We start from the raw sequence: 15558 nt of genomic DNA on the forward strand, positions 1-15558 counted from the left end.
CGAGTCTGCAATGTGTTTCGCCGCATGTTGCAACTCTTCCCTTTTGCCAGAACGATTTGCCCGCAGATAAGTCTATCCAGGCGGACAGTTTCCAGCTCATGCGAGCTCTCCTGTCCGCGCTTTCCGACTGATTTTGCCGACCGCTTGCACTCATGGCCCTCAAGTTTGCTTCTTCACGCCTTGCCCAATTCATCCGCCGCCGCGGCATCTCCATTGCCGCAGCTTCCAGCCTGGTTTCCGTACTGGCCGCCGCCGGCTGCGGCCAGCTTGCGCACAAGGAGCGCGAGCTGACCTTCCGCGTCGAACCCGGCACGGCAAGCTGGTACAGCGGCCTGCCCGAGGGCCTGGTGGAGTCCAATCTCGTCGTGCAGGCCGACGGCAAGAGCCAGAACCTGCACACCTGGTGGTGGCCGGCAGACAAGCCGGATGCGCCGGCGGTGCTCTACCTGCACGGCGCGCGCTGGAATCTCACCGGACAGCTGTTCCGCATCCAGCAGCTGCATGATTTCGGCTTTTCCGTGCTCGCGGTGGACTACCGCGGCTTCGGCAAGAGCGACGGCGACCTGCCCTCGGAGCGCACCGTGTATGAAGACGCGCAGGTCGCCTGGAAGCACCTGGCCAGCCTGCAGCCGGATGCCGGCAAGCGCTTCATTTACGGCCATTCGCTGGGCGGCGCGATCGCCATCGACCTGGCCGCGCATCTGAACGGAAGCGACGACGACAGAGACGAAGGCAAAGCCGCGCAACCGGCGGCGAAGGGCTTGATCGTCGAATCCTCGTTCACCTCGCTGGCCGACATCGCCCGCTCGCTCACCTATCCCTGGCTGCCGCTGCAGCTGCTGCTGTCGCAGAAATTCGATTCTGTCGGCAAGATCTCTCGCGTCGGCATGCCGGTGCTGATCGTGCACGGCTCCAGCGACCGCTACGTGCCGTCGCGCTTCAGCGAGAAACTCTACGAAGCCGCCGGCGGCAGGAAGAAGCTGATCCTGGTGGAAGGCGGGACGCACAACAACAGCATGCGGCTGGGCGCGACGGAATATCGTCAGGCGTTCAAGGAGTTGTTCGGGCTGGCGCCGGATCCGGCGTGACGATTCAAGTCAGGTAGCACGACGCAGCGACTTCTTAACGCAGGAATTATTGTTATTGCATTTTTCCTGCTTCAGAATCGCGCAACGCTGAACGGCGCAAAGCGCGCCATATCGAACCGCCCGCGCATGCCCTGCGCTATCCAGCGCGCGGTATTGATCGATCCGGTCACGCCGAGATGGCCGTGACCGAATGCGCACCACAGGCCGGGAAGCTTCGGCACCGGGCCGATGACCGGCAGCGAATCGGGCAGGCAGGGGCGATGGCCCATCCATGCCGATGCACCTTCCAGCCGCAGTCCAGGAAGCCCTTCGGCGGCGGCCACGCCCAGCAGTTCGCTGCGGCGCGGGGTCGGCGGCATGGATAGTCCGCCGAATTCGACCGTGCCGGAAATGCGCATACCGGTCTCCATCGGGACCATGAACACCTTGCGATCGGCAAGCACCAGCGGCCTCGATATCGACACGCCCGGATCGGCTACATGCAGGTGATAGCCGCGCTGGCTTTCCAGCGGCACACGCAGGTTAAGCATGCGCAGCAGTTCGGCGGACCAGATGCCGGCGGCCATGACGACGTGCGCAGCCTGCAAGCCGGATTGCTCGCACTCCACCTGCCATGCACCGCTGCGTTCGGATGAAGGCTGCAGACGCCGCACGCGATCGCGAATCAATTTCACGCCCTGCTGGCGCACCGCCTGCGCGATCGCGCCCGCATAGCGGAAAGGTTCCGTCACCGCCCCCTGCTCCGGCATGAAGATGCCTGCGCGGTAGGCATTGCTGACGGCGGGTTCCAGCGCACGGATGCCGTCGGCATCGAGCTGCTCGAAGCGCACGCCGTGTCCTTCGCGCAGGCGCCAGCCGCCGGTATCCTTGCCGATTGCCGCCGCATCGCGATACAGGTGAAGCTGGCCGGTCTGCACCACGCGCTGCGGACAGCCGACTTCGCGCGCAAGCGCCTGGTGATTCGCCAATGCGTCGGCAAACAGATCCTGCAGCGCCTGCGCGATCTGCTCGACCCGCTCGGGCGTGGCCGATGCGACGAAGCGCCGCAGCCAGGGCGCCGCGCGCAGCCAGTAATGCCACGGCACATGCAGGGGACTGTCCGTATCCAGCAGCATGCCGGCCGCATTCTTCATCACGCCGGGCATGGCCAGCGGCGCCACCGAACCGGCGGAGATCGCCCCGGCATTCCCGTATGAACACTGCGAGCCGGGCTCCTCCGGATCGACGATGCTTATCTCGTAACCGGCCTTGCGCAATTCATGCGCGACGCACAGGCCGACGATGCCGGCGCCGATGACGATGACGGAAGACTCAGATACCGCTTGCTTTGCTTTCTCCATCCGCGCATGTTAACCCGTTAAGGCGGCCCATGCTGGCGACCGGTTCGAAAGCGGTGCACACTGGCGCAAAGTCAATCAATGGAGCACGACATGGCCGATCTCGATGCAATCCGCACGATGCTCATCCGCTTCCGCGATGAGCGCAACTGGAAACAGTTTCACAACCTGAAGAACCTGATCATCTCGCTCAACCTTGAAGCGGCGGAACTGCTCGAGCTGACCCAATGGAAGTCCGACGAGGAATTGCTGCGGCTGTCGGCATCGGACGAGACGTTTCGCGAACAGCTGGCCGACGAGTGCGCGGATGTCCTGCTTTATCTGCTGCTGGTGGCGGGAGAAGGCGGCATCGATCTGCTGAAGGCGGCGGAGAACAAGCTGCGGAAGAATGCGGAGAAGTACCCGGTCGAAGAATCGTATGGATCGGCGGCGAAATACACCGAGCTCAAGCAGCGCAGCCGCGCGGATAAAAGCTGATTGCGCACGCATGCGGCCCGACCGCGGGCTGATCGAACCGCACTCATCTTCACCGATTCCGGCGCGGTGCGCAAGCCGCAAATGCTGCATTCATGTCAATGTGGCATTGGAGGAACAGCACTTTTAACGGAAATCAAACGCCGGCGCAGATCGTCGGAGACGCCTCGAATACTCGATTACTCTCATCGAACCCCACACGGGGTTTCTTCACAATTCGCTTCGAGGTGTTACATGAAATCAGGGATTCAAGGCGTTATCGGTGCATGCATCTGCGTTCTGCTGGCTGGCTGCGGAGGCAGCGAGCCCACCACGTCATCAGGTTCTTCCGCGAGCCTGCCATCCACCGTTGCAGTGAGCGGCAATGCATCGACAGCGCAGCAGCCATCGGCGCAAAGCCATGCGGCCCCCGCAGCATTCGCTGCCATGCTGCTTGACGCGCCGGCCGACGGCAGCGCACCCAAGGGCACCGTCCGTCTGCAGGTCCGCGGCAGCGGACTGGAAAACGTCGAGCTTCTCCCCACCGGCAGCTACACACCCAAGCTGGGCACATTCACCATCTCCGCGGACAAGACGCTGGCATGGCTGGACTTCGATACGACCTCGCTGCCGAACGGCGTGCTGCTCGCCCGCATCGTGGCATTCAGCGCACCTGCCGGCCAGGGCGGCATGGCGGTTGAAGTCATGCCGACGCGCCGCTGGGAACTGTTCAATGATCCGCAGCCCACCCTGAAGGGCCCGATCCCCGCAGCGTCCTACATGCCGCAAGTCTTCCTGACCCTCGGCGACCTGCCCTATGTGGATCCGCAGCCCCTGCGCGACATGATGGCCCTCGGCGACGGCGCCTATCAGCAGATGTTGACCAGCAACGGCGCGCAAGTGCGGCAGACGCTGCGCACCTACATTCCCGCACACGTTGTCCTGATGCCGACGCCGCGAGGATTCATCGGTCCATGGGACTCATGCCTGCAGTCGCTGGGCGCCCCCGCCTGCCGCCTCGCAATGAGCTCGATGATTTCGATCATGGACAACAAGCCGCATTGAACACATTGGGCAGTTCTTACTTTTCCGTTCATGGAGTCGCCGCCAGGCTCCGATCCAGCAAGAAGACCCGGGCCGCGTCCGCAGCGCGGCTCGGGTGTGGCAGAACAAACTTCGGAGGAATCCGGACGAACGCGGGCATGGGATTTATAATTTCCACTTTCTCAGCAAAGGAAAGTCCATGCCCTCTCCCCTGCGCCGCCTGTCCGCCCTCTTCGCCCCCTTGTCATTAAGCCTTGCGATGGCGGCAGCGCCGTCCTTTGCACAGATCAAGATCGGCGTCACCATCTCTTCCACCGGCCCCGCGGCCGCGATCGGCATTCCGACCAAGAATGCCATGCTGCTCTGGCCCAAGGAAATCGCCGGCCAGAAGGCCGAGTACATCATCCTTGACGATGCTTCCGACGTCACCAGCGCCACGCGCAACATGCGCCGCCTGACCGCCGAAGAGAAAGTGGATGCGGTCGTGGGCCCGGTCACCACGCCGAACGCGCTGGCGATGCTGGATATCGCGGCCGAAACGGAAACCCCGATGATCGCGCTGGCGGCGTCGGCTGCCATCGTCGAGCCGATGGACGCCAAGCGCGCATGGGCATTCAAGATTCCGCAGAACGACTCGCACATGGCGACCATCATCACCCAGCACATGTCCGACAACGGCGTAAAGACCGTCGGCTTCATCGGTTTCGCCGATGCCTACGGCGAAGGCTGGTGGCGCGAGTTTTCCAAAGTGGCTGAGATCCGCAAGCTCAAGATCGTGGGCAGCGAGCGCTATGCGCGCACCGATACCAGCGTCACCGGCCAGATTCTCAAGCTGATGTCCGCCCAGCCCGACGCCATCCTGGTGGCAGGCTCGGCAACGCCGGCTGTGCTGCCGCAGAAAACGCTGGTCGAGCGCGGCTACAAGGGACGCATCTACCAGACTCACGGCATCGGCACGCTCGACTTCCTGCGGGTCGGCGGCAAGGATGTGGAAGGTACCTTCTTCCCGTCCGGCCCCGGCGTCGTGGCGAAAACCTTGCCCAACTCCAACCCGATCAAGAAGACCGGCATGGAGTTCCTGCGCCGCTACGAAGCCGCGTATGGCCCTGACACGATGACGCAATTCTCGGCCGATGCCTGGGGCGCTTACCTGCTGCTGGAAAATGCGATGCCGCAGGCGCTCAAGGCGGGCAAGCCCGGCACCAGGGAATTCCGCGCCGCGCTGCGCACTGCGATCGAAAACACGAAGAACCTGATGGTGCCGCAGGGCGTGATCAACATGAACCCGAAGGATCATGTCGGCCTGGACCAGCGTTCGCGTGTGATGGGCAGGATCGTCAACAATAAATTCACCTACGCCTACGGCGGCGAATAAAGCCAACGAAGTCGACTAAACTCGGCACAGACGAAGCCCGGTGGACGGAAGTCCGCCGGGCTTTATTTTTTGCACATCTTGTTTCCTATCTGCGGCAACAGCCATACCGCCAGCAACAGCAGGCTGTTGATCAGGAGCAGCCAGTAAAGCTCTGTCTGTGTATGTGACAGCACAGGCGCTGCATGCGCATCGTCATGATTGGCCGGATAGCCTGCCAGGGAATACAGCGTGAATGTAATGCACGCCGCAAGCGTGGCGCCCAGCAGGAGACGCGCCGCGAACACGCGCAACAGATGGCAGACAAACAGCAGAGCAAGGCCGCCATAGGCGATCCAGAACAGCAGCCGGTCAAATGCGCCGGCGGACCAATGGAAGCTGATCGTATCCTTGACCTCGACATATCCGCCGAATGCGATGGCACTGACCAATGAGACAAGCAGCAAGCAGGAAGTCGTCAACACGCGGGAAATCATGGCGCTCATATCCTGATGATCAAAGGTTTCGTCAGCGGCCTGGTCATGATGTCGGAAAAGACGACGAAGTCGCCACCCCGCGCGTGTCGTTTGCGCCATTCCCGGAAGCTGTGGTTTTCGACGAACACCTTTCCGGGACTGTACAGGGTCGATGCACCGTCACGCCCCCAATGCCCGAGCGGCTCGTCATCCGCCGTGAAGTCGTAGTTGTCGCGGACATAGAAATGCAGCGCATGGATGTCGACCTGATGCGAACAGCCGTCGACCCGTTTGGATAAAGGTTGCACAAAGCCGCTTACTGCCATATGCAGGGTGAAACTGCCAAGTGCGCAGTCGAGCGGATCGGTGCTGCTTCCGAATCCGACTCTGATCATGTTCAGGTGCGCGGTCTCGTGAAGGATAACGGCATCGGTCGCGCCGCCGATCGCGCAACGTGTGCCTGACAGCAGTGCCGAGCGCATGAGCACTCTTTTCAGCTCCCTTGCCGCAGCCGGCGTCTGCGTGCGCTGGATTTCGAGCATCGATATGGCCTTCCTTGCTCTGGCAAAGCCGGCAAGCCATGACATCTTCAGAACGGCAGTATCAATGTTCTTCCGTGAGACTGCACGGAAGTCGACCGCACCTGATTTCCATGACGGCGGGAGAATGAAAGAAGGGCTATTGAACCAGCGCTTCATCAATGCAGCGCCGACGCCTGCATGCATACGCGCCATGACCTCCGGGATCTCGATCAGCTGGAAGTCCCTGAAGCAGGCTTCGTTGGATTGCGCCATGGTTGCGGCTTCAGTAGAGACGGTACGCATGACGCTTGCATAGGTTTCCCGCAGAGCTTGGCTGATCGACATTGCCATCCTTTCAACAAGACAAGGCCGAAGGATAGCAATACAGTTAACAATCAGGCAATGCAACAGCCCTGCGTCTTCTTGCGCATTTTTCGATGTGTGCGGTATCGAGTACAGATGCCGACGCCGCGACTCGTCGCATCAGAGCACTTTGCGGGCACCCGCAACCAACGAACCGGCAACAGCAAAAAGGGCCAATCGACTGGCGACTGGCCCTTTTATTTTTGCGGTCATCATGAAACCAATGCGCTGGCCCGCCGACCAGGCAGGCTGCAGCCTCATGTCAAACGTCGATATTACCCGCCTGCAGCGCATTGAGTTCAATAAACGCCCTGCGCGGCTCGACATCGTCGCCCATCAGCGTGGTGAAGATCTGATCAGCTGCAATCGCATCCTCGATCTGCACCTTCAGCAGGCGGCGCACGGTCGGGTCCATCGTGGTTTCCCACAGCTGCTCGGGATTCATCTCGCCCAGACCTTTGTAGCGCTGCTTGGAGACGCCGCGCTCGGCTTCGTCACGCAGCCAGGACATCGCTTCATGGAAGTCGCGGATCGCGAATTCCTTGGCCTTGTCGCCTTGGCCCCGGCGCACCATCGCGCCCGGGCCGATCAGGCCCTTGAAGGTGGCGGCGGCGCTGGCCAGCACCTGGTAGTCCGGGCCGTGGACGAAATCGGCGTCGATGGTGCTGATCTTCAGATTGCCGAAGTGGCGGCGCTGGATGCGCAGCATGTGCTTGTCGGACAATTCGTCGGACTTCACCAGCACTTCGACGTCCGGATCATTGATGGCCTTGGTGAGCGCCTGCGCCGAATCTTCCGCATTGGCGACGTTGTCGAGATTGAGCGTCACGCCGGTCATGATGGCCGACAGCGCCGCATCGTCGACCGCACGCGACAGGCGCATGATGATGGCGTTGGCGGTGTTGTACTGGCGGACCAGTTCCGACAGCGCATCGCCGATGATGGGCTGGCCGTTCTCGGTCGGAATCAGCGCCGCATCGTTGAGCGCGATCTGCATCATGTACTGCGCTTCCTCGACGTCGTCCTTCAGGTAGCGCTCGTCGCGGCCGTGCTTGACCTTGTACAGCGGCGGCTGGGCGATGTAGACGTGGCCGCGCTCGACCAGCTGCGGCATCTGGCGGTACAGCAGCGTCAGCAGCAGGGTGCGGATGTGGGCGCCGTCGACGTCCGCATCGGTCATGATGATGATGCGGTGGTAACGCAGCTTCTCGACATTGAATTCATCCGGGCCGATGCTGGTGCCGAGCGTGGCGATCAGCGTCGTGATCTGCTCGGAGGACAGCATCTTTTCGAAGCGGGCCTTCTCGACGTTGAGCACCTTGCCGCGCAGCGGCAGGATGGCCTGGAACTTGCGGTCACGGCCCTGCTTGGCGGAGCCGCCCGCGGAGTCACCCTCGACGATGTAGAGTTCGCACAGCGCCGGGTCCTTTTCCTGGCAGTCGGCCAGCTTGGCCGACAGGCCGAGGCCGTCCATCACGCCCTTGCGGCGGGTCAGCTCGCGCGCCTTGCGTGCGGCTTCGCGCGCACGCGCGGCTTCGACGATCTTGCCGCAGATGATCTTGGCATCGTTCGGCTTTTCCATCAGGTAGTCGGTGAGCGTCTTGGCGACGATTTCCTCGACCGGGCCGCGCACTTCGGACGACACCAGCTTGTCCTTGGTCTGCGAGCTGAACTTCGGTTCCGGCACTTTCACCGACAGCACGCAGGTCAGGCCTTCGCGCATGTCGTCGCCGGCAATCTCGACCTTGGCCTTCTTGGCGAAGTCGTTTTCCTCGATGTACTTGTTGATGACGCGCGTCATCGCCGCGCGCAGGCCGGTCAGGTGGGTGCCGCCGTCGCGCTGCGGAATGTTGTTGGTGAAGCAGAGCACCTGCTCGTTGAAGGCATCGTTCCACTGCATGGAGACGTCGACGCTGATCAGCGTGCCCTGCTCGGACATCTTTTCGCCGGTGGCCTGGAAGACGGTCGGATGCAGCACCGTCTTGGCCTTGTTGATGTATTCAACGAAGCCGCGGGTACCGCCTTCGAATGCGAAATCCTCTTCCTTGCCGGTGCGCTGGTCGCTCAGCTTGATGTGCACGCCGTTGTTGAGGAAGGACAGTTCGCGGATGCGCTTGGCGAGGATGTCGTAGTGGAACTCGACATGGCTGAAGATTTCCTCGTCGGCCCAGAAATGCACTTCGGTGCCGCGCTTGTCGGTTTCGCCGATGACCTTGATCGGCGAAGTGACGACGCCGTCGACGGTTTCCATCTCGCGGTTCTGCACGATGCCCTTGGAGAATTCCATGGTGTGCACCTTGCCGTCGCGGCGGATGGTCAGCTTGAGCAGCTTGGACAGCGCGTTCACGCAGGACACGCCGACGCCGTGCAGTCCGCCGGAGACCTTGTAGGAATTCTGGTCGAACTTGCCGCCGGCGTGCAATTCGGTCATTACGATTTCGGCGGCGCTGCGCTTGGGATCGTGCTTGTCGTCCCACTTGATGCCGGTGGGAATGCCGCGGCCGTTGTCGGTGATCGAGATCGAGTTGTCGGAATGGATGGTGACGTGGATCTCGCTGCAGTAGCCCGCCAGCGCTTCATCGATCGAGTTGTCGAGCACTTCGAACACCAGGTGGTGCAGACCGGTGCCGTCAGACGTATCCCCGATGTACATGCCGGGGCGCTTGCGTACCGCTTCCAGTCCTTCCAGGATCTGGATGGAGGAGGCGCCGTACTGGCTTTGCTGCGGTTGCGGAATGGTTTCTTGAGGAATCGCGGACATGGCTGCTTTCTGATGAAACGAATGACGACTAAAAGAACGATCCGGCTGACGGCGCCCGTTGTTCACGAAAGCGCGGCCGGCAGCCGGCAAATGAATATTTCATAAATGCGGCAAAGGGGCTCGCTCGACTGCAGCGGCCCCCTTTGCTTGCTTCCCTGTGCAAGGCATCAAATACGCATCGGCATCACGACATACTTGAAGTCGCCGTTTTCCGGCACGGTGATCAATGCCGACGAATTGGCGTCTCCGAGCGCGATGTTGACGTTGTCGCTCTTGAGGTTGTTCAGGACGTCGAGCAGGTAGGTCACGTTGAAGCCGATATCGATGGCGTCGCCGCCATAATCGATCTCGAGTTCTTCCACCGCTTCTTCCTGGTCGGCGTTGGTCGAGCTGATCTTCAGGCTGCCCGGGCTGATGATGCAGCGCACGCCCTTGAACTTGTCGCTGGTCATGATGGCCGCGCGCTGCAGCGAATGCAGCAATGTCTGGCGGTCGATCGTGAAGTTGTTCTTGTAACCCTTGGGGATGACGCGGGTGTAATCGGGGAACTTGCCTTCGACGAGCTTGGAAATCAGCTCGATGTCGGCGAAGCTCAGCTTGACCTGGTTGTTGGCGATCTCGAGGTCAACCGGCTGGTCGCTGTCCTCGAGCAGGCGCTGCAGTTCCAGGATGGTCTTGCGCGGAATGATGACTTCCTGGCGCTCGAAGTCCTGGTCGGTCTCGACCTGGCAGAAGGCGAGGCGGTGGCCGTCGGTGGCAACGGCGATCACGTTCTTGCCGTCGACCACCAGGAGCAGGCCGTTCAGGTAATAGCGGATGTCCTGCTGGGCCATCGAGAAATGGACCATGTTGAACAGATGCTTGAGCGTCTTCTGCGGCAGGCTGACCTTGGCATTGAAGTGCTCCGCCTGGGCGACCGTCGGAAACTCTTCCGCGGCCAGCGTCTGCAGCGCGAAGCGCGACTTGCCGGACTGGACCGTCATGCGCTTGTTGGCCAGGGACAGCGTCACGTCGCCGGAATCGGGCAGCGCGCGCAGGATATCGAGCAGCTTGCGCGCGGCCACCGTGGTGGCCGCCACTTCGCCGCCGGCACCGACGTCGGCATGCGTGGTGATCTGCACTTCGATGTCGGTCGACAGGAAAGACACCTTTTCGCCTTCCTTGCGAATGAGGATATTGGCCAGAATCGGCAGCGTGTGCCGACGCTCGACAATACCACTCACGATCTGCAGCGGCCGGAGAAGCGTGTCGCGTTGGGTTTTCACCAATTGCATGCTTTTTATCCTTGTGTGAGTTGAGACGATGCTGTGAATCGGAGCAAAGGCCGGCCGCTTCCTGGCTTCTGGCTGGGGCGGTGCGGACCGGATTACATTAGAGCACTTTCGGCTTGACTGTACTGCCGATCCCGGTTGATTTGTCTGCAGCACTGCGTTGTGTGGGGACGCCGAGTCCTCCTTGCCATGGCCCCGCCATGTCGCGTCACCACGCCTTGTTCCGCAGGCAAATCACCTCGGCCTCGCCTAGTCCAGCCAAGCCGAAAGCGCTCTAGCGCTGAATACCCTCTATTTTGACAGAAAAAGGTTCCCTCCAATGAATTTGAAGGGCCGTTTGTTCGCCCAAAGGCAGGGGAATCCGGCGTCCGCGGCAGGGGACTTATCCACAAGCTTCCGGGCAGCGGAAAATCAACCCTTGAGCGTCTGTTCGAGCACGTGCAGCTCGTGATTGACTTCCGGGTTCTTGCTGCGGTCGGCGGCGATCTTGCGTACCGCATGCAGCACCGTCGTATGGTCGCGGCCGCCGAACAGCTCGCCGATCTCGGGCAGGCTCTTCTGCGTCAGCTCCTTTGCCAGGTACATCGCAATCTGGCGCGGACGGGCGATATTGGCCGGGCGCTTCTTGGAGTACATGTCGGCGACCTTGATGTTGAAAAAGTCGGCGACGGTCTTCTGGATGTTCTCGACCGATATCTGCCTATTTTGGACCGAAAGCAGATCTTTCAATGCCTCCTTGACAACATCGATCGTAATATCCTTGCCGTGGAAGCGCGAGTAGGCGAGGATTTTCCTCAACGCGCCTTCAAGCTCGCGCACGTTCGAGCGCAGGTGCTTGGCGACGAAGAAGGCGACGTCGTCCGACAGCACCGCGCCTTCCTGGGCGGCTTTCTTGAGCAGAATGGCAACCCGCATTTCCAGCTCCGGCGGCTCCACCGCGACGGTCAGGCCGGAATCGAAGCGGGAAATCAGCCGGTCATCCATGCCGCTGATTTCCTTGGGATAGGTATCGCTGGTGATGATGATCTGCTTCTTGGCGGCAATCAGCGCTTCGAAGGCATAAAAGAATTCTTCCTGGGTGCGGCTCTTTCCGGCAAAGAACTGGATATCGTCGATCAGCAGCATGTCCAGCGAATGGTAGTAACGCTTGAAATCGTCGAAGCCCTTGCGCTGGTAAGCAGTCACTACGTCGCGAACGTACTGCTCGGCGTGGATGTAGCGGATGCGGACGTTCGGATTCTCGCCGAGAAGCTGGTTGCCGATGGCGTGGATCAGGTGGGTTTTGCCGAGGCCGACGCCGCCATAGAGGAACAGCGGGTTGTAGGAAACCCCGGGATTGTTGGCCACCTGGATGGCTGCGGCGCGCGCCAGCTGGTTGGCCTTGCCGGTGACGAAACTCTCGAAGGTCAGCGCGGCGTTGATCTTGCTCTGGTCGCGCTTCTTTGTATCTTCGATAACAATGTCGGCGCGCTCGATCGGATCGGGAATGTCGTCAAGCGGGTTGGCGCTGCCTTGGGCAGCCTGGCCATGCTGGCTGGAGGAAGACTGGCCGGCGGCAGGAGAGGGTGCCGACGAAGGCTTGCGCACGCCGTTTCCCCGCGGGTCGAGCACGAACTGCACATCGATGGGCGCTTCCCAATATTCGTGCGCGAGGGTGGTGATGCGGCCGGCGAACTGGGTCTTCACCCAGTCGAGCTTGAATCGGTTCGGCGCTGCGATGCGCAGGCGGCCGTCCACGAAATCGAGCGGCGCCAGCGGCTTGATCCACGCGCTGAACTGCTGCGGCGTAAGTTCCTGCTCCAGCATGGCAGAGCAAGTTTGCCAAAAATCTTCCATGTACTTTTCTGTTGTCTTGTTATGTGGAACGAACTTGGCCTGCGTCCGGCCAAACCCGCTTTGCCAGGAAAATAAGCCTTCCGGGGTCTGAAGCTGTCCACATGGGAGAGCTATTCTACCTTCGGGAACCTGAGTTATCCACAGGCTGCGTCATTTTTCCTACACAATAAATTGCTTGCCATCGACCGTATTTTCGGCATGCGCACGCCAATCCGCACGATTGTGCTTATTTCATGCAAGGAAATACACAGCCGGTCCCGGCAGTGCCATCATGGCAATGCCGGCGCGGCGCTTCGCCATTCCGGCGTGCCTAAATAATTGACAGGGAAACGCAAAACAGTGTCTAATTGCGGGTTCACTGCCTGTTGCGTTTTGTGTGTGTTGCGCACAAAACAAGAATGGGCCGCTGATGATTCCACCCATTTTTGCTGAATAGCGAGACCAACATGAAACGTACTTACCAACCTTCCGTCGTCCGCCGCAAGCGCACCCATGGCTTCCGCGCACGCATGGCAACCCGCGGTGGCCGCGCTGTCCTCAACGCTCGTCGCGCCAAGGGCCGCAAGCGCCTGGCCGTCTAAGCCACATCGACCCAACCGACGCTGCCGGCCGTGAGTGAACCTCGTTCACACAGCTACGCACGCGATCGGCGAATCGTTAAAACGGATGATTTTTCATCCGTTTTTCGTTTGCGGCCCGTCTATCGGACCGCGCATTTCGTCCTCTACGCGCGCAGCAACCAGTTGAGCCATGCCCGGCTCGGCATTGTCGCTGCCAAGCGCTTTGCGCCGCGCGCGGTCACTCGCAACACCATCAAGCGCGTCACGCGCGAACTGTTCCGCCAAGCCGAATTGCCGACGATCGACTGCATCGTCCGTCTTTCCAAGCCCGTCAACTCGAAGGCCGGACCGGCCACCACGCCCGGCCTGAAAGCCCTGCTGCGCGCCGAACTGGCGCAGCTGCTGAATTCACAGACGCGGGCACGGAAATGAAATCGCTTTTGCTGCTACTATTGCGCGCGTACAAGCTGGGCATCAGCCCGTTCCTCGGGCCGAAATGCCGTTTTCATCCGAGCTGTTCCGAATATGCGACCGAAGCCATTCGCGAGCATGGCGCGGCGGCGGGCAGCCTGCTGACGGCAAAGCGCTTGTGCAAATGCCATCCATGGCATCCCGGAGGATTCGACCCGGTGCCGAGAAAGAAGACGGATGCATCGAAAGACGAAGGCTGCGGCTGCCATCACCACTGAATTTTCCTGACCACTGACTGACTATATTTATGGATATCCAACGTACCGTCCTGTGGGTTGTGTTCTCGTTGTCCCTGCTGCTGTTATGGGACAACTGGATGCGCTACAACGGCAAGCCCTCGATGTTCTTCCCGAGCGCTACCCAACAAGCGGCCGCGCCGGCGGCAGCGGGCGGCAGCCCGGCCAAGGGTGACGTGCCGCAGGCCAGCGCAAACGCCGCGCCGGGCGCCACCGCAGCGGCCGTTCCCTCCGGCGCGCCTGCCGCGAAGAGTGAAATCATCACCATCACGACCGATGTCGTGAAGGTGGATGTCGATACCCTGGGCGGCGAAATCAAGCGCCTGGAACTGCTCAAGCACAAGGATGCGGTGGATCCGACCAGGAACATGGTGCTGTTCGAGACCGGCGGAAAGCACACCTATCTCGGCCAGACCGGCCTGATCGGCGGCGATTTCCCGAATCACAAATCGGTCTTTACCGCCCGCCCCGGCCCGCGCACGCTTGACGGCAGCGACACGGTGCAGCTGGTGCTGGAAGCGGAGCAGGGCGGCGTCAAGCTGGTCAAGACACTGACCTTCAAGCGCGGCGACTACACCATCGGCACACGGCATGAAGTGGTCAACAACAGCGGCGCGCCGATCAATCCGTCGCTCTATCTGCAGCTGGTCCGCGACGGCAACAAGCTGGAAGGCGAGTCACACTTCTACAGCACCTTTACCGGTCCGGTGGTCTATACCGACGCGGAAAAATTCCAGAAAATGACCTTCGACGACGTCGCGGCGGGCAAGGCCAAGCATGCCAGCAAGGCAAACGACGGCTGGGTGGCGCTGGTTCAGCATTATTTCGTGACCGCGATCCTGCCGCCGCAAAACGTGGCGCGTGAAATCTATACCAAGAAAATCGGCGACAACCTGTTCTCGACGGGCACCATCCTGCCGGTCGGCACGGTGGCTCCCGGCGCTACCGCAGCGCTCGACTCGCGCCTGTATTCGGGTCCGCAGGAATCTGACACGCTGGAAAAGCTGGCGCCGGGCCTGGACCTGGTCAAGGATTACGGCGTTCTCACCATCATCGCCAAGCCGATCTTCTGGCTGATGGTGCAGATCCACAAGGTCCTCGGCAACTGGGGCTGGACCATCATCGCGCTGACCGTGCTGATCAAGCTGGCCTTCTTCCCGCTGTCGGCGGCCAGCTACCGCAGCATGGCCAAGATGAAGACCGTGACGCCGAAAATGCAGTCGATCCGCGAGCGCTTCAAGTCCGATCCGGCCAAGATGAACCAGGCCATGATGGAGCTCTACCGCACAGAGAAGATCAATCCGCTGGGCGGCTGCCTGCCGATCGTGGTGCAGATCCCGGTCTTCATCGCGCTCTACTGGGTGCTGCTGGCATCGGTGGAAATGCGCAACGCGCCGTGGCTGGGCTGGATTCACGATCTGGCCGCACCTGACCCGTGGTACATCCTGCCGGTGCTGATGGCGGTCTCGATGTTCATCCAGACCAAGCTCAATCCGACGCCGCCGGATCCGATCCAGGCCAAGGTGATGATGTTCATGCCCATCGTGTTCTCGGTCATGTTCTTCTTCTTCCCGGCTGGCCTGGTCCTGTACTGGGTGGTGAACAACGTGCTGTCGATCGCGCAGCAGTGGGTGATTACCAAGAACATCGAAAGCGCCAAACCGGCATAATCGGTTCAGCCGCCGACAAAAGCCCGTGCGCCGCACGGGCTTTTTTATTTGTTGCGAGCCGTTTTGTCCTTGTGGCAAATCGGCATCGTGCCGCAGGCCGGCAGTTGCAGGCTGCAAACT

At 61.1% G+C, this 15558-nt stretch carries 14 protein-coding genes; 8 read left to right on the top strand and 6 right to left on the bottom strand.

The window, feature by feature from the left end; all coding sequences use genetic code 11:
• The first annotated feature begins 152 nt into the window (after positions 1-152).
• Positions 153-1088, top strand: coding sequence for an alpha/beta hydrolase (locus tag IGW03_RS10335; RefSeq protein WP_194722472.1), 936 nt, complete (start codon positions 153-155; stop codon positions 1086-1088).
• 71 nt (positions 1089-1159) lie between these two features.
• Here IGW03_RS10335 and IGW03_RS10340 read toward each other — a convergent pair whose 3' ends face one another.
• On the bottom strand, positions 1160-2428 hold the full coding sequence (locus IGW03_RS10340; RefSeq protein WP_194722473.1) for an NAD(P)/FAD-dependent oxidoreductase: 1269 nt from the start codon (positions 2426-2428) through the stop codon (positions 1160-1162).
• Positions 2429-2518: 90 nt separating this feature from the next.
• On the opposite strand from IGW03_RS10340, the gene IGW03_RS10345 reads away from it, so the two are divergent.
• From IGW03_RS10345 to IGW03_RS10355, 3 genes are all read left to right on the top strand, one after another.
• Positions 2519-2902: a nucleotide pyrophosphohydrolase gene (locus IGW03_RS10345; RefSeq protein ID WP_194722474.1), complete on the top strand. Its 384-nt coding sequence runs from the start codon at positions 2519-2521 to the stop codon at positions 2900-2902.
• Positions 2903-3133: 231 nt separating this feature from the next.
• Complete coding sequence (locus IGW03_RS10350) at positions 3134-3943, top strand: hypothetical protein (protein WP_194722475.1); 810 nt, start codon at positions 3134-3136, stop codon at positions 3941-3943.
• 178 nt (positions 3944-4121) lie between these two features.
• Positions 4122-5297, top strand: coding sequence for an ABC transporter substrate-binding protein (locus IGW03_RS10355; protein WP_194722476.1), 1176 nt, complete (start codon positions 4122-4124; stop codon positions 5295-5297).
• Between the two features lie 62 nt (positions 5298-5359).
• Here the strand turns inward: IGW03_RS10355 and IGW03_RS10360 are convergent, their stop codons facing one another.
• The 5 genes from IGW03_RS10360 to dnaA all read right to left on the bottom strand — a co-directional run bounded on the left by IGW03_RS10360 (position 5360) and on the right by dnaA (position 12501).
• Complete coding sequence (locus IGW03_RS10360) at positions 5360-5770, bottom strand: hypothetical protein (protein ID WP_194722477.1); 411 nt, start codon at positions 5768-5770, stop codon at positions 5360-5362.
• Between the two features lie 5 nt (positions 5771-5775).
• Positions 5776-6615: a DUF6402 family protein gene (locus tag IGW03_RS10365; RefSeq protein WP_194722478.1), complete on the bottom strand. Its 840-nt coding sequence runs from the start codon at positions 6613-6615 to the stop codon at positions 5776-5778.
• Positions 6616-6895: 280 nt separating this feature from the next.
• Positions 6896-9394 carry a DNA topoisomerase (ATP-hydrolyzing) subunit B gene (gene gyrB / locus IGW03_RS10370; protein WP_194722479.1) on the bottom strand — a complete coding sequence of 833 codons (2499 nt, stop codon included), beginning with the start codon at positions 9392-9394 and terminating at the stop codon, positions 6896-6898.
• A 167-nt stretch (positions 9395-9561) separates the two neighbouring features.
• Positions 9562-10668 (bottom strand): DNA polymerase III subunit beta, encoded by a 1107-nt coding sequence (dnaN, locus tag IGW03_RS10375; RefSeq protein WP_194722480.1) that lies wholly within the window; start codon positions 10666-10668, stop codon positions 9562-9564.
• Positions 10669-11076: 408 nt separating this feature from the next.
• Complete coding sequence (gene dnaA / locus IGW03_RS10380; protein WP_194722481.1) at positions 11077-12501, bottom strand: chromosomal replication initiator protein DnaA; 1425 nt, start codon at positions 12499-12501, stop codon at positions 11077-11079.
• 446 nt (positions 12502-12947) lie between these two features.
• On the opposite strand from dnaA, the gene rpmH reads away from it, so the two are divergent.
• From rpmH to yidC, 4 genes are all read left to right on the top strand, one after another.
• A complete protein-coding gene (gene rpmH, locus IGW03_RS10385; protein WP_057289000.1) occupies positions 12948-13082 on the top strand; it encodes a 50S ribosomal protein L34 in 135 nt (44 codons plus the stop codon).
• A gap of 72 nt (positions 13083-13154) precedes the next feature.
• Positions 13155-13493, top strand: a complete 339-nt coding sequence (gene rnpA, locus IGW03_RS10390; protein ID WP_438943634.1) for a ribonuclease P protein component — start codon at positions 13155-13157, stop codon at positions 13491-13493.
• Positions 13490-13750 carry a membrane protein insertion efficiency factor YidD gene (yidD, locus tag IGW03_RS10395; RefSeq protein WP_194722483.1) on the top strand — a complete coding sequence of 87 codons (261 nt, stop codon included), beginning with the start codon at positions 13490-13492 and terminating at the stop codon, positions 13748-13750. Before rnpA ends, yidD begins: the two co-directional genes overlap by 4 nt.
• A gap of 29 nt (positions 13751-13779) precedes the next feature.
• Positions 13780-15438: a membrane protein insertase YidC gene (gene yidC, locus IGW03_RS10400; protein WP_194722484.1), complete on the top strand. Its 1659-nt coding sequence runs from the start codon at positions 13780-13782 to the stop codon at positions 15436-15438.
• Positions 15439-15558: the final 120 nt, after the last annotated feature.

Origin of the sequence: Noviherbaspirillum malthae (assembly GCF_015352985.1) — a bacterium.
Lineage (GTDB): Bacteria > Pseudomonadota > Gammaproteobacteria > Burkholderiales > Burkholderiaceae_D > Noviherbaspirillum > Noviherbaspirillum malthae.